The sequence below is a fragment of the Flavobacterium sp. genome, from assembly GCF_004211145.1.
In the GTDB taxonomy this organism is placed as follows: domain Bacteria; phylum Bacteroidota; class Bacteroidia; order Flavobacteriales; family Flavobacteriaceae; genus Flavobacterium.
The window spans coordinates 26,021-46,078 of sequence record NZ_SEBS01000018.1; the positions used below are offsets into that span (position 1 = coordinate 26,021).

The window sequence follows — 20,058 nt, forward strand, 5'->3', positions numbered from 1 at the left end:
CCTAAACAAAAAATATCCTACAATCCCAACATCACACTTCGCAACTTTCCGGCCGAAGCATAAACGTGATAGTAAATTGTCGACAACAGCATGACTTCTGAAATCGATTCATCGTTTATCGAAATTTCAAGTTCGTTGCTTCTCTCATTTGTCTTAACGATCACGATGTCGTTCGAATCCGCGTCGACGAGTCGCGTTCCGGGTTTGAACCATTTGCCTTTTACCTCGAAGCCGGTTTCTTCCCCATCGGTTTCGATTTCGGCTCCGCCCCACAGATAATCGAACTTGAATTTGAACAATGTCTGACGCGCGCGCGTAACGACGATGTCTTTTTCAGTCGCGTCCTGAGGCCCGACGTGATAACGGTTCTTGTGTACGAAGATATCGGCGTGAGTCGTGTTGTCGCGGTTGAAATCGATCGAGCCAACAACCGATCCGCCATCAAAAACGCGCAATGTGTAGCCGTCGAATTTCCCAATGTAATTTGCCATATTGTTATTTTTTAGTCGAACATCCAAAAGCGGCGACCGCCTTCAGGTTTTTTCTTTCCTGCAAATTTATCGAGTTTATACGTCAATGAAAACATCGCGTAACGTTTTAATACGGTATTTTCCTCATCGCGGATATACGTCGGGGAAATGCTGCGCGACGTATTCTGGTTCTGGTTGAGCACGTCGTACACTTTTACCTTCGCGAGCAAATGGTCGCCCAGGAAGTTGTAGCCCAAACTCATGTTCCACAGATAGAAATCCTTCTTGAAACCGTCAGCGATATTCGAGTTGTACGTGTACGTGAAATCATTCCCGAAGACGACGTGCTTGGGCCAATAACTCGTAGTCTGCAACGTAAAACGATGCGTGAGGTTCGATTGTTTGTCGGTCGAGAAATTCGTATAATTCGTTTCGTTGTACGTAAAATCGTAACGCGGCCCGATTGAAAGCAATTCGCCGTAATCATAATTGAAGCTCACGCGAGGTGACAATCGGACCGACTTGGAATCGAACATCTCGCCTTCCACAAAGCCTTGATTGCGGTTGTAGCCGCCGTTCATGCCGAGCCCGAAACGGTACGAATGTGCGTCGTGCTTGATCGTCTTGTTCCAGTTTCCGCCGAACCACAAGTTCGAGTTACCCGAAATATTTATGTATTCGGTCGTGCTTTTTCGGCTCGAATCGTAAGTCGTCGAGGAAACGACCTGGCTCTCGAAGAAATTTCCGCCGCCGTAAATGCTCCAGCCCGATTTGGTCGCGAAGTCGTAATCGCGGAAACTCACATATGTGTAATGCGATTTATTCGGGCTCAAAAATGGATTCCCGACGCGTGTGTTCAACGGATCCGACACATCGGTGACTGGCAGGATTTGCGCCGCCGACGGGAAGTTCACGTCAAAACTGTAATTCACCCAAAGCGAGCGCGATTTCGTGAAATTGTATCCGCCCCAAAGATTCGCCGATGGATAAATGCGCTCCTGGCTGATCGAAACCTGTTGTCCCAGATAATTCGAATTCGCCTCGAAAAGATACACCGATGTCCCGACGTTCAGATTCATGTTGAACTTGCTCTTGCGAATCCCGAATCCGGCCTGTGGATTGATCTCGCGCACGCCCGAACGCAAATAATTCGTGATTGAATCGTTGAGGATGGAATACGTTTGCGTCGCCTCATCGAAATCGAACGTATGCCTGTCGCCGATGTTTTGCTCGCGGGAATAATTCAACGAAACCTTGATGTTGATCGAATCTTTAAGCGGTTCCGAGAATTCGATGCCCGACGAGAAATTATCGGTCAGATTGCGGTCGAATCTTTTCTGGTTCCGGTTGTCGGTTTCGGTCAGGTCCGTGATTCCGTCCTCGTCGGTGTCGCGATAAAATGTGTTGAGCGATAGGTTTCGGTTCATGCCGTCGGATTTCGTGTGCTCGTCGTCGATCCACAGACTCAGGAAACGTCCTTTGCGCTTGAAAGCTCGGTTCACGTAGACATTTCCACCGAGACTTTGATTATCGGTATTCGAGAAATTATCGCGTGAACTTTCGCGAGAAATCCGGCCGTTTTCCTCGGTCGTGGTCGACGCTCCGATGTTTTCGTTGAACGCGCGTCCCTTCATCAGTTTCGGCGAAATCGTAATCGTCGTGAGCGAATCGATCTTGTACTCGAACTCGAAACTAACGTTGTGCGCGAACTTGTCGTCGACGGTTTTCGCGGTCGATTCGGTCGTGAAACTTCCCGTGCTCAACAATGTGGTTTCGCGCGTTCGGTTCGCATTTTCAGACCGCGCGCCGTTGAAGAAATAACTGCCGTTGATCGTGAAATTCTTGAACGGTTCGTCACCGTAATTGAGGCCGAGAAGTTGCGATGTCGTGATGCCGTTTCCGCCGCCGAACTGCATGTTGTTGATCCCAAAGCTTCCATTGTCGTTCGTCCAAACCGAATAATTGCGTCCGCCGCCCATCGAATCGAAAATCTCGTTCATCGTGAAACCCGTCGAATTGATGTTGTTGGCCGACGCTAATACCGAAATTTTGCGTTTGTTGTTGAAATAATTGAGCATCAGGCTCGATTCATAACGGTCATCGGTTCCATAGCCGCCGTTTATTTTGCCGAAGAAACCTTTGTTCTTGTCCTCGTCGATCGTCAAATTTATGCTTGCATTGTTCGAACTGGCTTTCTCGCCCGAGAGTTCTTCCTTCTTGGTTTTCGTGTCGGTGATCTGGACTTTGTTGATGATATCCGACGGCAAATTCTGCAACGCAACCTTTCCTTCCTTGTCAAAAAACGGCTTTCCGTTGACTAATATTTGGTTGACTTCCTTCCCATTCACGGTGATTTTTCCTTCGTTGTCGATCTCGACGCCGGGAAGTTGTTTCAACAATGTTTCGACATTCGCGTCGGGCCTGATCTTGAACGAGGCCGCATTGAATTCGAGCGTGTCGTTCTTGATCCGAATCGGCGGCGCTTCCTGTTTGATGATGACTTCGCCCAACAAATTCTCGGACTCTTCAAGGCGCAACACGCCATAATCGACGTTCGCGTTCAAGCCTTTATCATAGGATTTCTCGATTTCCTTGAACCCGATGAACGAGACTTTGAAGATCACGGCGTTCTCGGTTTTGCGTGTCGAGAGATTGAAGTTCCCGTTTTTGTCGGTGATCGTGTAATCGATGACGGTCGAATCTTTTGCCGATGCGATGTAGACGGTTACGGCTTCCATCGGAACCTGGGTTTTCGCCTCGAGGATTTTCCCTTTGAACGTCACCGAATTTTGCGCAAAGCCGCTCAAGCCCGCCAGCAAAGCCGCCAGCAGAAAGTAAAGTTTTGACATTTGTTTGATTTTAATTCGCTGCGCTCCATGCAATTCGGATGCGCCTCGGGTGTTTGTTTGTTTGTTTTATAACTGCCAAATAACAGGATTAGTGTGTAAGTGTGAAAATTTCTTACAAATTATTTAACATTTAGGGTATCCCGACTTTTCGATTAGGGTAAAACCCAGAGATTCCCCTACTGGATCAAAGTTCAAAAACTGATAGTTTTACCGAATGAAACTACACTCCCAATTAACGGGTAAATCGAGCCTTTAATCGAAATACCTACAAATGGGTATATCTTTTCTAGAACGCTTAAAATAGTTTTGCCAATCTAAAACAACAGACAAATGAAAAAACTTTTACTTTTCATCCTCACGATTACACCATTGATACATTGGTCGCAAACGCCTTTGTACTCCAACGTTCCGGTTTCTGATATTGGCACCGGCAACACCACAAATGCGTCGAACACTTCAAAAAACGTCGCAGTTGCTCCAAACGGCGATATTTATGTCGTATTCTCAGGATCGCAAGGCGTCCGCGTGGCAAAAAGCACGAATAGAGGCCAAACGTTTTCCGCCTCGACGCCCGTCGTCACTGGAAATCCCGAAGCCGAAATCCATGTGGCTCAAAACGCGGCGATTTACGTGGCAACCTCAAACGGGATGGTTTTTGGAAGCACCAATCAAGGCGCGTCGTTCTCTTTGCTTTTTTCTTACACGGCGGGAGGTCCGGCGCACATCGCTTCCTATCAGGATAAAGTTTACGTGGTTCCGCAAAGTGGCAGCAGTATATACCGCAGTTCGGACAACGGAAGCGACCCTTGGCTAGTAACGACTTTCGGGTCAAGTTATGCCTACTCGGATGTGTTCGTCGATTCGTCTGATGGAACAATTTATGTCTTGTCAGACAACCCGACTATCTATCTTAGAAAGAGCATCGATGGCGGACTAACATATGTATTGCAGACCATATCGCCTGCAGTCGGCGTTTATTATTCGTCTTATGCATTTTCGTCGGGACCTCTGGGTAAATTCGTGTTCATCGGAGGCGATAATTCCGCTCCTGGCGTGCGCATCAATCTGGCCACGAATGCCGCCAATACTATTTCATTGGCATCAAATACGACTTTTGACGGAAGGACTCTTGTCGCGGACGAATACGGAAATTTTGTCGACGGCTATTCCAACAGTGGTGCTATCGGCTACCGGGTAAGCTACAACCAGGGCGCAAACTGGCAATCTCCGATCACGTTGACGCCAGGGACGGGTTTGAGCATCGCCCGAAATCCGGTCTATCAGGATATCATTTCTGTTTACACAGGAAACGGTCAGATTTATGCAACGGTTCACGGCAATATTTTGCCCGGCGGTGTGATCGCAACCTCGGCTACTCCTGCGCTCGTTTATTGTCAAGGCGCGACGTTTTCACTTCCCTACACCGTCACCGGAACGTTCAATACGGGAAACATTTTCACGGCCCAAATTAGCAATGCCTCGGGAAGTTTCGCCAATCCGGTTTCGGTTGGAACGGTTTCGTCCACGACTTCAGGCTCGGTCAGCGTAACGATTCCAGCCGGAATCGCAATGGGTTCGGGTTATAGGTTTCGGGTCGTGAGTTCAAATCCATCGGTGGTTGGCACAGATAACGGCAGCAATGTTACAATAAACGCAACCCCAACCGCAACCCAACCACCAAACCTCCAAGTATGCGCTTCAACCACGCTCGCGTCATTCTTCCTGGCTCAGCAAACGCCGATCATCCTGAACGGGCAATCGACCTCATCGTTCGCGGTAAGTTATCACACAACTTTTAACGGAGCGAACAATAACACGAACGTGATCACGAACATCAATTCGTATTCTGCGGCAAACGGAACCACGATTTATGTGCGTGTCAGAAATGTTTCTTCTCCGACGTGTTTCGCAATCACGAGTTTCCAACTGTTGGTGAATCCTGAACCAGCCGTCGACTCGCCTGCCGACGTCACGAATTGCGGGCCTTACACGTTGCCTTCTCTAACCAACGGTGACTATTTTACCGAACCAAATGGATTGGGAACTCCGCTTTTCGCCGGTGATTTGATCGCGAATTCGACGACATTGTACATCTTCAATTTCCCGACTTCTCCTGAAGGTTGTTCCGCTACAAGCTCGTTCGACATTACGATCCAGCCGGGACAAACGTATTACGCCGACACCGATTCGGACGGATTCGGGGACGCCGACAACACGACATTCTCATGTACGGGAATTCCGTCGGGCTTTGTTTCGAACGACTTAGACTGCGACGATACTCAGATTTTGTACACCGATGCTGATGGCGATGGATTCGGAACTTCTATTATTGCTACTTGCGGTTCCGAAAATTCTACGGATTGCGACGATTCGGACGAAACGATTTTCACATCGGGAACTCTATTTATAGACGAAGACAACGACGGCTACACGACTGGCGCAACCGCGGTTATTTGCCACGGATTTACGGCTCCAAGCGGATATGCTTTCACAAACATCGGAATCGATTGTAACGATGCCGTTGCCGCGATAAATCCAGGCGCTATCGAGGTCGCTTTCAATGGCGTCGATGACGATTGCGATGGCACGATCGACGAGGGAAGCCAAATTCTGACGCAAGTCCTGCCAAGTCAATGCGGCACGACACTTACGACCATCAATTCTTTGATCGGCGCGATTGTCCAGGCTGCTCCGGTTGACGGCTACCGATTCCGGGTTGTCAATATGACTACGAACGCGGTACAAACAATCGACAGGAATTTTCCGAATTTCAGCTTGACATTATTGCCTTCGTTCGACTACGCGACCACCTATTCGATTTCGGTAATGGTGAGGCGCAATGGAATATGGCTCGGCAATTACGGCCCAAGCTGTCTGGTTTCAACACCCGCGATTTTGGACAACGGTGGCGCTAGCGCAGTTACGCCGTCACAATGCGGCATCACGTTGCCTGCCCTAAGCACTTTGATTGCTACGACGAGTTTGCAAGGCGTAACCGGATATCGTTTCCGCATCACGAACTTAACTGACAACACCGCGCCAAATCAGGTACAAATCCTTGACCGCAGCATTCACTGGTTCGCACTCACGATGCTCAATACGTATACATACGGCACGACCTACTCGATAGAAGTTGCGGTAAAAACCACCGGAAGTTATTCGGGCTACGGAGCGCCTTGCGCGGTAACGACACCGGCTGTTCCCGGCATTACGAATTGCGGAACGGCGACGACTCCAACCATGTACTTCGCCACGACCAGCATGAACCGCGCGACATCGTATCGCTTCGAATTGACCGATATGACAAGCTATAATACGATCATAGTCGACAGGCCGTCTCAGTATTTTAACTTCAACCAGGTTCCGGGTTACACTCCGGGCGGGCAATATGCTATCCGTGTCGCAGTGATGACATCGGGCGTATGGTCACTTTACGGAGAAGCTTGTGTGATAACAGCTCCGGGAACGGCTTTGCGCGGTATAACCGACGCCGAAACCGAGCCGCAGATCGCCTTCCGTGCCACAGGTTACCCGAATCCATATCTCGAAAGTTTCGCGATCGATATGGAAACGCCGAGTACCGAAAATGTAAAAGTAAAAGTATACGACATGATCGGAAAACTCGTAGACGAACGCGAGTTCACCGCTGACCAGATCGAAGCGCAACAATTCGGGCTTCAATATCCGTCAGGAGTTTATAACGTAATAGTCACGCAAGGCGAATTCACGAAAACGCTGCGCATGATCAAACGATAATCAAATTGGGGAATTTGGAAGGCCTTTCTGGAAACGGAGAGGCTTTTTTTTTGGAAAATGGTGAATTGTGAATTGATGAATTGGTTAATTGGTTAACGAAAGGAGTGATTACCGAGACGATTTATTCCTTACGAATCGGAACGACAAACAATTGCGCTATAAAGAAAAGAGCGGTTTCCAAACCGACCATTCCGCTAACCAATTAATCGATTCAACAAATAACCAATAAAAATAATTAAGGGTCGAAACGTACATCTCAACGCTTCGACCCCTAAACAATTAACCAATTAACCGATTATTTCTCCCGAATATAAATATCCATCGGCACGCCTGAAAAATCCCACTTCTCACGAATTTTGTTCTCCAAAAATCGCTTGTACGGATCTTTTACATACTGCGGCAGGTTCGCAAAAAACACGAATTGAGGTACCGCGGTCGGCAATTGCATACAGTATTTGATCTTCACATATTTTCCTTTCAAGGCCGGCGGCGGCATGTGCTCGATGATTTTCAACATGTGTTCGTTGAACTTCGAAGTAGAAATGCGTTGTTTACGACCTTCAAAAACCTGGACCGCCGTTTCAAGCGCTTTTAGCAAACGCTGTTTCGTCAATGCTGAAACGAACAAGATCGGCACGTCGGTAAACGGTTCGATTTCCTTGCGGATCTTCGCTTCGTAATCACGCGTTGACATCGTATCCTTTTCGACGAGATCCCATTTGTTGACCAGGATCACGATTCCTTTTCGGTTCTTTTCGGCGAGCCAGAAAATACTCTGGTCCTGACCTTCGAATCCGCGCGTCGCATCGATGACCAAGATGATCACATCCGAATTCTCGATCGCACGAACCGATCGCATCACCGAATAAAACTCCAAATCTTCCTTCACCTTCGCTTTCCTGCGGATTCCAGCCGTATCGACCAAGTTGAATTCGAACCCGAATCGGTTGAACTTCGTGTCGATCGCATCACGCGTCGTTCCCGCGATATCGGTTACGATGTAACGATCTTCGCCGATGAGCGCATTGATAAAACTCGATTTCCCCGCATTCGGACGCCCGACAACAGCAAAACGTGGCAATTGTACTTCATCTTGTGTAGGTTCCGGTTTCTCGGGAAACGCATCGATCAGAGCGTCGAGCAATTCGCCCGTTCCACTTCCCGACGTTGAGGCAAACGTAATGTATTCGCCCAAACCGAGGTTATAAAATTCGATCGCGTCTTTCTCGCGCATCGCATTGTCTACTTTATTCACGCCGAGCAAAACCGGCTTGGTCACTTTTCGTAGGAGTTTGGCGACTTCCTCGTCCATAGGCGTGATGCCTTCCTCGACATCGACGATGAAAAGAATGACATCGGCCTCATCAATGGCGAGTTCGACCTGCTTGCGGATTTCACCTTCGAACACGTCATCGGAACCTCGGACGTAACCGCCCGTGTCGATCACTGAAAATTCTTTCCCATTCCATTCGCTCTTGCCGTAATTGCGGTCACGCGTAACGCCCGCAACCGAATCGACTATGGCTTCGCGCCTCTGTATCATGCGGTTGAACAACGTCGATTTCCCAACGTTCGGCCTTCCGACTATCGCTACAATATTATTCATATGTGCTCAATTTTGCGGCAAAGGTACGGTTTAGAAAGCGAAAATGCGCCAGTGAGGTGAAAAAGAGAACCTCAGGCGGGGAAACGCTACGTTGGAGAAACGCTGCGCCAAGGAAATGCTGCGCTTGAGAAATGCCATGCGGACTAGGAAAACGGAAAGTTTTGACACACTGCGCTCCCGAGACAACGCATCAAAGCCTCAAACAAACACGATTCAAATCTCAAACTCCCAACGCAACAGAACGACTCAAATGAACAAATGAACGACTGAACAATTGGACAATTTCCAAAAACTCCCAACGCAAGAAAGCAACTCAAATAAACAAATCAACACATCAACAATTTCCAAAAACTCCCAACGCAAGAGAACGACTCAAATGAACAAATGAACAAATGAACGACTGAACAATTCCAAAAACTCCCAACGCAAGAGAACAACTCAAATCAACAAATCAACAAATCAACACATCAACAATTTCAAAATCTCCCAACGCAACAGAACGACTCAAATGAACAAATGAGCAAATGAACAATTTCAAAAACCCCCAACGCAAGAGAACAACTCAAATTTAACCATCTTTAACAACTCCCCAACAAATAAATCGAATAGCGATCGCGTTATCACATAAATGAAAACGAAGATGAAAACCGCCACCGCAAATTTTGACCATTTTGGTAAAGCCTCGAGCAAGACGCCTGCTGAAATCCGTCGCGCGTGCGAAATCCTCGAAACGTCTTCGAACCCGAATTACATAATCAAACACAACGGAAATCACATCTGGCTCGAAATGGGACAGGAAAAACAAGAATTCTGGTCGCCCTTGCTGCACCTGGAATTGCGGTCGAATGACGACCAAACTTTCATAAAAGGAGAATACGTGAAACAGCCTTTGCTTTGGGTCGCGCATTTGCTCATCCGAATCGTTTCGGTGGCGATATTCACGGTCAGTCTCGTCTCGATTTACCTGAAATCGGCGATGCGCGAGAGTTTCAAACTAGAACTCCTGATGATGTTCGCGATGGTCACCGTGTGGTTCGCAATGTTTCTCGTGAGCCAGTGGAATCGCAAGAAAGCTAGCGAACAGGCCGAGGAATTGCGTAGATTGATGGAAAATATCGTGGATTGATTTTTGGGCGTTACGCCGCAATCAACAGTTGTCTTTTTGTAAACGTTTCGGCGCGGCGTCAGGCTATCCAATCCAATCTTTTTTGCGGAAATTTTTTGGAAAGAATAAAATTTTCGGAAGCAAAAAAGGATTTCCTTTTCTATCCTTAACGCAGAACAAAGTCTGGAAACACGCTAAAAATCAAATCAACTGTTCCCGTAACCGAAACGCTTCAGCTGACGCACGTTGCTTCTCCAGTCTTTATTGACTTTCACGTACGTTTCCAAGTGGATTTGCTTGCCGAAGAATTTCTCAAGGTCGGCACGCGCCTCAACTCCTACTCGTTTCAAAGCGGCGCCTTTGTGCCCGATGATGATTCCTTTTTGCGTCTCGCGTTCCACCATGATCACGGCGCGGATTCGGATGATTTTCTCGTCTTCGAGGAATTCTTCGGTTTCGATTTCCACCGAATACGGGATTTCCTTTTTATAGTGAAGCAGGATTTTCTCGCGGATGATTTCATTCACGAAGAAACGCTCGGGTTTGTCCGTCAATTGATCCTTCGGATAGAACGGAGGCGATTCGGGCAACAACGCGATGATGCGCGCGAAAACTTCGGACACATTGAAATTTTTTAATGCTGAAATCGGGTAAATCTCAGCCGTCGGAACTTTCTCCTTCCAATAACCAACCTGCTGTTCAAGTTGCTCCTGGTTCGACGTGTCGATTTTGTTCAACAACAACAAAACGGGGATTTTCGCGTGTATGATCTTGTTGAAAAATGCGTCGTCCTTCAATCCCTGTTCTCCGATTTCGACCATGTAAATCAACACGTCGGCATCCTCGAACGCCGATTTCACGAAATGCATCATCGCTTCCTGCATTTCATAGGCAGGCTTGATGATTCCGGGCGTGTCGCTCAAAACGACCTGAAAATCCTCTCCGTTCACGATTCCCAGAATACGGTGCCTCGTGGTCTGGGCTTTTGAAGTGATGATCGACAAACGCTCGCCAACAAAGGCATTCATTAAGGTCGATTTGCCTACGTTTGGATTTCCGATGATGTTGACGAACCCGGCTTTGTGCATGATCTATTTTTTTGCAAAGATACTCGTATTGTTGGGAAAGTTATTTTTTGGGCGTAATCTTTATGGCTTGGCCGCCTCCGGTAGCTAATTTGGCGACTACTTTCGATTTCGAAGTGACTTCTATCTTGCGTTGGGAAATGTGGTTCGGATTGTTTGCGGCATCGGGCGCGTCCTCGAAAATCTCGGCGATGAAAATTCCATCGGGCAAGAAACTCAAGTCGATTTGCAGTTCGCGGGGCGTCCAATCGTTCATCGTCCCGACGTACCAATCTGTTCCGCTTTTGCGCGCGATCGTCAAGTAATCCCCGATTTTCGCATTGAGAACTTTCGTGTCGTCCCAATTTGTCGGGACGCTCGTGAGAAACTCGAATCCCGGTTGATTTTTGTACGCGCCGGGATAATCACAAATCATCTGCAGATAACTTTCGTACACGATCGGCATCGCCAAATGATGGCAACGCGTTCCCATGACGGTAGGTTCCTCGCCTCTCGCTTTAAATTCTTCGCGCGTCACCGATTGGAAACCGCCCGCGTGATAATCCATCGGGCCAGCCAACATGCGCGTGAACGGAACCATCAGATTGTGCTCGGGATTAACATCGGCGTTCCATTTCGAAACCTCGAGGTTCAGGACGCCTTCTTTGGTGAGCTCGTTGGGATACGTGCGGATCATTCCCGTGGGTTTGTACGCGCCGTGGAATTGGATATGCATGTGATATTTCGCGGCGGTTTTCAAAACGTCCTCGACGAAATTCACCATTTCCTGATCATCCCGATCCATGAAATCGACCATCATGCCTTTGATATTCCATTTTTCGAATTGCGCGAACGACTCGTCGAGTTTGCCGTAAAGCGCGCCCCAATTTACCCAAACGCGCAATCCGACGCCTCTTTTATGCGAATAGTCGGCGAGTTTTTCCATTTGCAAAGCGGCGACGGGTTTCGTGACATCGGCGTTCGGTGACGACGGATTGAAGCCTTCGGTCTCGCCTTGATACCAGGCGAAACTTCCGTAGGAAACCACCGAATGGAAGTCGATTCCGCTGTCGGCGCAAAAATCGATAAGGTATTTGTGCGTGTCGAAATTGAGCCCCGGCTTGAAATCCACATCTTTTACGACATCGCCGTTCCACCAGGTAAAATCGGTGCTTCCGGTTTTGAGCCACGACCAATCTTTGATCGTTGGATTCTCGTTTAAGTTTGTGAGCAGATTCGATTCGATCAATCCTCCGACGCGACCTGAAATCATGATCACACGCCAAGGCGATTTGTGAGGCAGGCTCGCTTTCACCTTGACTTCAGTCTGATTCGGAAGTGGCGAAAGTTTGCTGACGAGCGATTTTCCATCGGATTTTGACAGATACATTCCCGCATAATCGCGCAACGCCGCTTCAGTTATCGAAACGAAAGCACCGTCGAGTTCAAACAAAACGGGCATGTCGAGCAACTGGTTTTTCGGGATCGAATCGAGTTTGGTCTTGGTGTACAGACCTTCGTGCGACGTCAGATAATTATCGCGATACAACGCGTAAGCTGTCGGGTTTTGGACGAAATTGAAAACCGACATTTCATCGGCAATAACCAAATTTTCCAAACCTTTCTGCTTCGGGAATTCATATCGGAATGCCACGCCGTCGTTAAATATCTTGACATGCAGGTCAACTTGCAGAAAAGGTTTTTGGGTTTGGGTCAGTTTGATCTGCACATCGGAATAATCTTCTGAAATGTTTTTGTTCTTGCCGACGACAAGCGAATATTTCTCAGTTTTCCTACCCGAATTTTTCAACTCGGATTTCAAATTTCGCCCGAAATCACTGCCATTGAATGCCAAACCCAAATTCGATCTCTCGAGGATTTTCTGATTTCCGAATGCAACCGAATAGAATAAACCCGAAGATTCCGCCTGCATCGAAAACTTGATCTTTCCATCGGGCGACGTCGCGTCAATCGACTTATTCTGTGCAAAGACACAAATCGAAAACGACAAAAAACTCAACAAAAAAGAAATGCGATCGTTCATGGAAACCTCCTAATTTCCATAAAGATACCGATTTCACCAAAGCAAAAAACCCATCGCGAAGACGGGTTTTGTTATTCTAGTTATGTAAAGTGAAATTTATAATAACAGCTCGTGATCCGTTTCGATTCGAAATCCCAACCCAGAGCCCAATTATCTAATTATCCAATTTCCAAATTATCAAATTGTCTACTCTGCCGAAACGATCTTACTCGCGCTCCTGTACAAAAACTGACCATAAATATGGCGCTTGGCGAAACGGGCCGGGGATTCAGCATTGATCATCTTGACGTATGTATTCTTGGGAACACCGAAATATTCATAGCTGCTGCCGTCGACGAAATGGATGTACAGCGCCTGATTCTCAAAATAAAATTCCTGGATCGGCGAAGTCGTCGTGGTTTTCACGTATTCTTCTTTGGTCTTGTCGAGCGTTTCAGGCGCGATGCTGACCAGGAAGTGATAAGCTTCAATCGTGAGTTTGCTTTTTTCCTCGGCGGCGTGGCGTTCATCGGCATCGGCAATCGTATCCGGATGGATGTCTTTCATGCTGTTGCGATAAATGGTCTTAAGTTCCTTTAGCGTCGCGGTCTTGGTAACGTTCAACAACGTTCTGTATTCGACGATCTTCTTCATGTTCATGATGGAGGCGATTTTTTTTGAGCCGCAAAGGTAACTAAAAACAACTACTGGCCGTCAATAATATAGGCCTCGGTAAAAAATCGAGGCCTATAACGTTCAAAAAGGAAAAAATGGTTATTGCATTCTGTTGATATAGATCCAGCCGCTTTTGGTTTTCAAATCGGCAAAATCGATCACGTAATAATAGGTTCCGTCGGGCAAATCGTCGCCTTTGTCGCTTTGGCCATACCATTCGTTTTGGTAGTTTGATTTCGAATAGACTGCCGTTCCGTATCGGTTGAAAATTTGAAGTTGGCTCACGTTGTAGGATTCCAGATCGAAATAATCGTTCACGCCATCGCTGTTGGCCGAAATTCCTTTTTGGATCGTACACGCGACCGACAGCACATTGACTTGTTCGCTGTCGCTGCAACCGTTCTGCGTAACGACCAATTCGTAAAGTCCGGGTGTGGTAATTACGACCGACGGTTCGCTTCCGATTTGCGTACCTGCGGGATTGAACCAAGCGTACAACGAGTTCGAATCATCGTCTTGCACGGCCGTCAGCGTGTAACTCACGCCGTTGCAACCTTGGGAGATCGTGAATTCAGGCGCCGAATTTACGTTTATGGTAAGCGTTGTATCCGATGCGCATTGGCCTGAAGCTGGTGTAAATGTGTACGTCGTCGTTGCGGTATTGTCGAGAGCGGGCGACCAGGTTCCCGTAATTCCTTCGTTCGATGTCGTCGGCAACGCATTTAACGTCGTACCCGAACAGATATCGGCAACCGGATTGAATGTCGGCGTCGTCGTCGGATTCACGATAATCGTCAAATTCGCGGTCGAAGCGCATTGCCCGGCAGCCGGTGTAAATGTATACGTCGTAGTGGCAATATTATTCAACGCAGGCGACCAAACTCCTGAAATCCCGTTGGTCGATGTCGTCGGTAAAGCTGTCAACGAATCGCCCGAGCAGATCGGATTCACCGCGTTAAAAGTCGGCGTCACAGTCGAATTTACGGTTATGACCAATGAAGCCTGCGACGCGCATTGTCCGGACGTTGGCGTAAATGTATACGTCGTCGTCGCCATATTATTCAAAGCAGGCGACCACGTTCCCGTGATCCCGTTGTTCGAAGTCGTTGGCAAAGCGTTTAAATTCTCGCCCGGACAGATCGCCGCGACAGGATTGAAAACAGGCAAAGTTCCCGGAGTCACGGTAACGGTAACCGTTTTTTGGTACAGACAGGTCACGGTTTCCTTGAACGAAATGTCGTCGAGCGCAAAATCGTTTCCGCCGCTCGAGAAATTCCGATCGTAGATCACGAAGTTCGCCGACGTGTTCGCGCCCGAATTCCAGTTGTAGGAAACCTGCGTCCACAAACATGTCGCGCCCGGAGCCGTAACCGGCGCGCCTTGGGAAACGCCGTTGATCGTGACTTCGAGTCTCGCGGGATTTTCAGGCGAAACCGAAGCGACGTAATACGAAAACGTATAATCGGTGTTCGGGAGAATCGTTACGGGATTTTGGTTGCTCCAGACGACAACGTTTCCAGTCGGATCGACCGCGCCGTCAAAGACCATCAAATTTCCGCTGCCCGTCGTGTGATCGCCGCAAGAAGAAAATGCGGTGAACCACGCGTTCGGATTTGTGACGATGCTGTACGCGGCTTGGACTCCGAACGGATTCGGGTCGGCAACCATCGTATATTCGGTCGTAAACAACGTATCGCCTTGCGTAAAATCGCCGTTTTCAATAAGTTCCACATTCGACGAAACCGATCCCGAAGTTACGGTATACGTCGTCGTCATCGTCGGGCTTAAAGTCTGTGAAGCGCTATTCGGATTCGTAAGCGATGCGTCAGGCGGATTCGCGGTCCAGTTGTAGGAACCCGTTCCTCCGGTTGCGGTCAATGTCGTCGAATTTCCGCTGCAAATCGTGGTTGGAGCGCTCAATTGCAAATCGTTCGGAGCGGCCAATACGATTGCCGTTTGCGTAAATTGTTGCCCAGTCGCATCGGCAACCGAAATATTGTAAGTTCCTTCACCCAAACCTGTAAAAACGCCGTTGTTATTCGTTTGCGACGCCGATCCGGTCAACGTGTAAGCCGTGTAAGGCAAGGTTCCGCCCGTGAGATTTACGGTGATCGAGCCATCGGATCCGCTTGGACAAGTCGGATTTACGAACGTGTACGAACCTGCGAATGGAAGCCCGCCTTCAGTAATCGACACGTCGTCGATCGCAAAATCATTTCCGATCGGCCCCGGATTGTTCGTCTTTAGTCGCACCATCGCATTGTTGGCGGTTGCGACGAACGAATATTGGACGTTTACCCAGCCTTGAGACGGAAGCGGCGCCAGGAAATTCTGGTTGGCCGGGTTGATGTTGTTCGCGTTTACGAAGAAGATGCCGATGCTGGCTCTCGTCGCGTCGTCGGCCGTGACTTCATTCGATACCGACTTGATCCAGAAACTGAACGTATATGTCGTTCCCGCAGTGAATCCTCCGATCGCTCCGCCCGTATTTCCGGTCGTCCAGAAGAAACGGTTGGCGAGTAAAGATCCGTCGAAGACCATCATATTCCCTGTTCCAGTCGTGTGGTCGCCGCCCGCAATGTAGTTGGAATTCATCAGCGCGGGATTTGTCGTTCTCGCGTAGAAACCGGGTGTGCTCGTTCCGTTCAATGGATTTATCAATGTGTAATCGTGTACAAAAAATCCGACGCCGCTGCCCCCGGTTTCAAAATCTCCGTTGGTCAGGATTTGGGCGTTCGAATCGAAGGCGAACGCGAGCAATAAAAATAGCATTGAAAATGTACCGGAAAGGAAACGTAATGGTTTGTTCATTTGTATAGGTTTGGTAGTTTATAAAAATAGCACTTGTGATTTTACATTATCCAAGTTCGATTATTAAAAAAACCATACAACGCAGCCACGCGAGCAAAAGGTGCGGCAACCGATTGTTATTCACTTGATTTCACTCTATCCGCATTCGTCAAAATGAGGTTTGATGTAGTAATGTTAAGGTGATTCAAACGTTTTCGTTTAGGAAAATTCTTATGTTTTTAGATGCAAAGAATGCAAAGCCGGAATTAAGTTGCTATTTTAAGTGCGATCAGGGAAACAAAAAAAGTCAATTTAAATGTTGATCGAATTGAGAAAATTTCGGTCTGGATGAAAATATTATTGAAGTTTTCGAGTAGCGGGAACTGTTGCGAAATTTCGGGAAAACCTGAGACCTTTAATGCATTTCGAAAACCAATGAAAAACAAAAAACCCCAGTAAATACTGAGGTTTCTTAGTAGCGGGAACAGGACTCGAACCTGTGACCTTCGGGTTATGAGCCCGACGAGCTGCCTACTGCTCTATCCCGCGCTGTTTCGAGTGCAAATATACAACGTTTATTATAAAACACAAGCGGTTTCAACTAAAAAAATAAATTTCGAGAAGCGACCGACTTGCGTTGTTTGTTTCACTACCACAAATACCGATTCATATTGTCGGTATCTTCATAGAAATCAGGATATCCCGGTTCCTCGCCTATAGCATTTACATTTTCTTCGTCATCGTGATAATTCATCGAAGACCCGACTACGAAATAAGTAGGCTCGTTATTTTGGGCCGACGATTTTCCTGCAACTGCTCTTTTCGCTGGTTTTGACATTTTCGTTTTCATGACATTACAGAATTGGTGATGCAGCAAAGATTCAAATAAACGCAAACTTTTACCTTACATAATTGCAATCGGGAATTGTACAATTGCTTGGTGATGAATAAAATACAACTTTCGTCTGTAATGGTATAAAACGAATCATTCGCCAATTGACAATCTTTGTTTCAACCTTAAAAACCGATTATGAAATCAACATTCGCACAACGTCAAAAACCACAAGTAAACAATTCTTTCGAAGATCTCAACGACGAATCATTCACGTCGATGCAATGGAATCCCGGCACATTAAAACGCGCCATGCCGAAAGAAATGCCGAGAATCAAAAAAATGAAGTCAAGGTAATCCGAGAACACCAAAAACAAATTGCCATGAAAAGCCAAGCCAAGATAAAAGAACTTTTGCACGCACAGAACGAATACTGCAATCAGGCGATCGCCAAAAATGTGGGTAAACTATACGTTCGCATTTACGATTGCATGATGGTCATGCGATTGTTTATGTAAAGTGACAAAATGCGAATATTACAAATTTTCAGTGTTATTCTGTAAGGCAAGTTGTCACATTTTTAGCCATATTTGAAAAATTCCCCAAAGTATCGACTATGAAAAAGACATCCAATGCCAGTTTGTACACAGAGAAACTTACGCCTGAAGAAATTTCAAATAGGTTCCTAACGGCTTTGACAGAGCGCTATTGGGCTGAAAAAGCGTTGCTCGAACTTCTCCCTACGCTTTCCAGAACTGCGACTTCGTACGAACTCATAACAGCCATCAATCTTCACCAAAAAGTCACGCAGCACCAAATCGATCGTTTGATTTACATTTTCGATTCGCTCCAGGAACGTGTCGTGGGATCGAAATATGAAGTCATGGAACAACTTATCGTGCAAGCGCAGGCTGCAATTCCGAGCCAGGCCGGTTTCAAACGCGACAGTGCGATCATTTCAGCTTGCAGAAATATTATGTCGCACGAAATCGCGATTTATGAAAACTTGATTTTTTACGCGCATCTATTGGAACTTTCAACCGTCGCCGATTATTTGGCGAAAGCCGTGAGCGAAGAAAGATCTGCACGTGCGCAATTCTCGGAAATCGTATTGTCGGACATCTATTCTGAAGCCGGATAACATCGAATCAAACCTTCACGATAAAAAAATAAGAAAGCCGCGAGTGATGATTCGCGGCTTTCTTGCTAACTAACTCAATTGTCTTGACGAATCTACAATCCGTCATTATGTTCATTCGAATCGATGTCAACGTCAGATGAAATGGATTGCGATTGATCTTCATCCAAATCGATGTTGTCGCGCAAAATGTCTTCATCCTGGCTGAACGCTTCGGCATTTCGACTGTTCCGATTGTTGTTGTCGAAAATTCCCGATTCCTGCCCATGTTGTCGATACTCGAGATTGTCGGGATTGTGGCCCATCGGATCTTCATCGGGAGTGAATTGAACGCCTGGCTGTTCGAGCGACAAATATTTATCCTCGGAAGCGTATTTGAAATCATCTCCGTCGCCTTTGTCCAAATCGCTCGATTTAATGTCTTCATTTTTATGAAGTTCGATGTTTTTCGCCTCTTGATTATCGCTTTCCAGGTTGTTCAAGTCGTTGTTGTAATCTTTATTTGGTTCCATAATTTTAGAATAAGAGTAAGGTATTGATATTGTTCGATCGTAAAATTTCCTGGTTCGTCATGAGAAGATTCTTGATGTACTGCCGTCTTTTCAAGTGAACTTTCAGATAATTGTCGTACAAACCCGAAACACTCTCGGGCTTTTCGGCTTTAGGTTGTTTATGGGTTTTCATAGCGCGATTCTTTAAACTTCTGAACCATTAAATTACGATTTTACCACGCGGTCCAGGTTACAGAATCACAACGCCCGATTACACATTTGCCATTACGGCTTGAGCGTACCCTCAATTCCGGTGTCCCGATGTGTTCCGGTTACCGCAGCGATCGCGATATTTACGAGCGAAACGAATTTGCCGAATTTCGTGTCCCAATAATACGCTTCGGAAACATCGACTTTGATCACTGTGACATTCGGATCTTCCTTACCTTCCTTGAACCACGCGTTCGCAATGGGATTCCACACATCGTTTATAATTTGCCGATCGGTCGTGATCGTGGCTTTTCCATACACCGACAAAAACTCGGTGTCCTGTGGTTTCGCGAAGAAAATTTGCACGCGGTTGTCGTTTTCGATCTGTTGGTTTTTCGCGCTGTCTTTCGCGCTCATGAACCATAAATTCCCGTCGTCGTCGGCTTTTGCCAAACCCATAGGACGTGACGAAAGCGGCTGCTGGTCTATGTTCGTACAGAACATACAAATATTTATGTCCTCGGCCAGTTTTTTGAGCGTAGTCGCCGCCTCGGCTTGCGTAAGATCTTTTATTTCAGACATGACTTTTCGTTTAAATCGTTTTTTCAGAAACCCAATCGATCGCGTGTTCCAGTTCTTCTTTCGGAAATCCCCGGAATTCGCCCGGCATGATCTTACTGAACGCGTCGGTGAACTTGATGACGATTTCCGAGTCGGTCACGATCGCCGCGCGATTCCATTTCGTGATATTCTTTATCCCGAGCAACGCATCCTGAAGCCAAGCGCCTGCCGTGAAATCCGATGGGGAATTATCGAGTTCAAGCAGGTAATTGAGTTTGCCCGTTTTCTCGACCAAGGCTTCCACTTGCGGAAACACATTCTCGAAATCTTCTTTCGTTACTTCGCCCGATGATCGAAACGCGACCATATTTTCGGGCACATTGGTTATTTGCTGTATCATAATCCTGTTTTTTAGTTGTTTCTACCCAAAGTTACCGCTTGCTTTTCGCGAAGTCTGTTAGCGAAGTACTAATAGTTTGTGAAATATG

Annotated in this window: 17 protein-coding genes and 1 tRNA gene; 5 read left to right on the plus strand and 13 right to left on the minus strand. The window is 47.1% G+C overall.

Annotated elements, in window-relative coordinates:
- Positions 1–17: 17 nt before the first annotated feature.
- Together EOO50_RS09990 and EOO50_RS09995 are read right to left on the minus strand one after the other, a co-directional pair.
- Positions 18–491: a hypothetical protein gene (locus EOO50_RS09990; RefSeq protein WP_290839713.1), complete on the minus strand. Its 474-nt coding sequence runs from the start codon at positions 489–491 to the stop codon at positions 18–20.
- 11 nt (positions 492–502) lie between these two features.
- Positions 503–3,319, minus strand: a complete 2,817-nt coding sequence (locus EOO50_RS09995; protein ID WP_290839715.1) for an outer membrane beta-barrel protein — start codon at positions 3,317–3,319, stop codon at positions 503–505.
- Between the two features lie 330 nt (positions 3,320–3,649).
- On the opposite strand from EOO50_RS09995, the gene EOO50_RS10000 reads away from it, so the two are divergent.
- Positions 3,650–7,075, plus strand: a complete 3,426-nt coding sequence (locus tag EOO50_RS10000) for a T9SS type A sorting domain-containing protein (protein WP_290839717.1) — start codon at positions 3,650–3,652, stop codon at positions 7,073–7,075.
- A gap of 295 nt (positions 7,076–7,370) precedes the next feature.
- Here EOO50_RS10000 and der read toward each other — a convergent pair whose 3' ends face one another.
- Positions 7,371–8,681: a ribosome biogenesis GTPase Der gene (gene der / locus EOO50_RS10005; protein ID WP_290839719.1), complete on the minus strand. Its 1,311-nt coding sequence runs from the start codon at positions 8,679–8,681 to the stop codon at positions 7,371–7,373.
- 640 nt (positions 8,682–9,321) lie between these two features.
- On the opposite strand from der, the gene EOO50_RS10010 reads away from it, so the two are divergent.
- Positions 9,322–9,807, plus strand: coding sequence for a hypothetical protein (locus tag EOO50_RS10010; protein WP_290839721.1), 486 nt, complete (start codon positions 9,322–9,324; stop codon positions 9,805–9,807).
- 185 nt (positions 9,808–9,992) lie between these two features.
- Here the strand turns inward: EOO50_RS10010 and era are convergent, their stop codons facing one another.
- The 6 genes from era to EOO50_RS10040 all read right to left on the minus strand — a co-directional run bounded on the left by era (position 9,993) and on the right by EOO50_RS10040 (position 17,188).
- Positions 9,993–10,877, minus strand: coding sequence for a GTPase Era (era, locus tag EOO50_RS10015; protein ID WP_290839797.1), 885 nt, complete (start codon positions 10,875–10,877; stop codon positions 9,993–9,995).
- Between the two features lie 37 nt (positions 10,878–10,914).
- On the minus strand, positions 10,915–12,894 hold the full coding sequence (locus EOO50_RS10020) for a glycoside hydrolase family 97 protein (RefSeq protein WP_290839723.1): 1,980 nt from the start codon (positions 12,892–12,894) through the stop codon (positions 10,915–10,917).
- Positions 12,895–13,080: 186 nt separating this feature from the next.
- Positions 13,081–13,527: a KTSC domain-containing protein gene (locus tag EOO50_RS10025; protein WP_290839799.1), complete on the minus strand. Its 447-nt coding sequence runs from the start codon at positions 13,525–13,527 to the stop codon at positions 13,081–13,083.
- A gap of 120 nt (positions 13,528–13,647) precedes the next feature.
- Positions 13,648–16,359 (minus strand): gliding motility-associated C-terminal domain-containing protein, encoded by a 2,712-nt coding sequence (locus tag EOO50_RS10030; protein ID WP_290839725.1) that lies wholly within the window; start codon positions 16,357–16,359, stop codon positions 13,648–13,650.
- Between the two features lie 455 nt (positions 16,360–16,814).
- Positions 16,815–16,887: transfer RNA gene (locus tag EOO50_RS10035), tRNA-Met, on the minus strand.
- Between the two features lie 100 nt (positions 16,888–16,987).
- Positions 16,988–17,188, minus strand: a complete 201-nt coding sequence (locus EOO50_RS10040; protein ID WP_290839726.1) for a hypothetical protein — start codon at positions 17,186–17,188, stop codon at positions 16,988–16,990.
- A gap of 180 nt (positions 17,189–17,368) precedes the next feature.
- On the opposite strand from EOO50_RS10040, the gene EOO50_RS10045 reads away from it, so the two are divergent.
- The 3 genes from EOO50_RS10045 to EOO50_RS10055 all read left to right on the plus strand — a co-directional run bounded on the left by EOO50_RS10045 (position 17,369) and on the right by EOO50_RS10055 (position 18,311).
- A complete protein-coding gene (locus tag EOO50_RS10045) occupies positions 17,369–17,527 on the plus strand; it encodes a hypothetical protein (RefSeq protein WP_290839728.1) in 159 nt (52 codons plus the stop codon).
- Between the two features lie 26 nt (positions 17,528–17,553).
- On the plus strand, positions 17,554–17,688 hold the full coding sequence (locus EOO50_RS10050) for a hypothetical protein (RefSeq protein ID WP_290839730.1): 135 nt from the start codon (positions 17,554–17,556) through the stop codon (positions 17,686–17,688).
- A 98-nt stretch (positions 17,689–17,786) separates the two neighbouring features.
- Positions 17,787–18,311 carry a DUF892 family protein gene (locus EOO50_RS10055; protein ID WP_290839732.1) on the plus strand — a complete coding sequence of 175 codons (525 nt, stop codon included), beginning with the start codon at positions 17,787–17,789 and terminating at the stop codon, positions 18,309–18,311.
- A 92-nt stretch (positions 18,312–18,403) separates the two neighbouring features.
- Here the strand turns inward: EOO50_RS10055 and EOO50_RS10060 are convergent, their stop codons facing one another.
- From EOO50_RS10060 to EOO50_RS10075, 4 genes are all read right to left on the minus strand, one after another.
- The gene (locus EOO50_RS10060) at positions 18,404–18,820 is read right to left on the minus strand and encodes a hypothetical protein (protein WP_290839733.1); all 417 of its coding nucleotides are present in this window, start codon (positions 18,818–18,820) and stop codon (positions 18,404–18,406) included.
- 4 nt (positions 18,821–18,824) lie between these two features.
- Positions 18,825–18,992: a hypothetical protein gene (locus tag EOO50_RS10065; RefSeq protein WP_290839735.1), complete on the minus strand. Its 168-nt coding sequence runs from the start codon at positions 18,990–18,992 to the stop codon at positions 18,825–18,827.
- Positions 18,993–19,084: 92 nt separating this feature from the next.
- Entirely contained in the window at positions 19,085–19,591 is a 507-nt protein-coding gene (locus tag EOO50_RS10070; RefSeq protein ID WP_290839737.1) for a pyridoxamine 5'-phosphate oxidase family protein, read from the minus strand.
- A gap of 10 nt (positions 19,592–19,601) precedes the next feature.
- On the minus strand, positions 19,602–19,970 hold the full coding sequence (locus EOO50_RS10075; RefSeq protein WP_290839739.1) for an STAS/SEC14 domain-containing protein: 369 nt from the start codon (positions 19,968–19,970) through the stop codon (positions 19,602–19,604).
- Between the last annotated feature and the right edge of the window lie 88 nt (positions 19,971–20,058).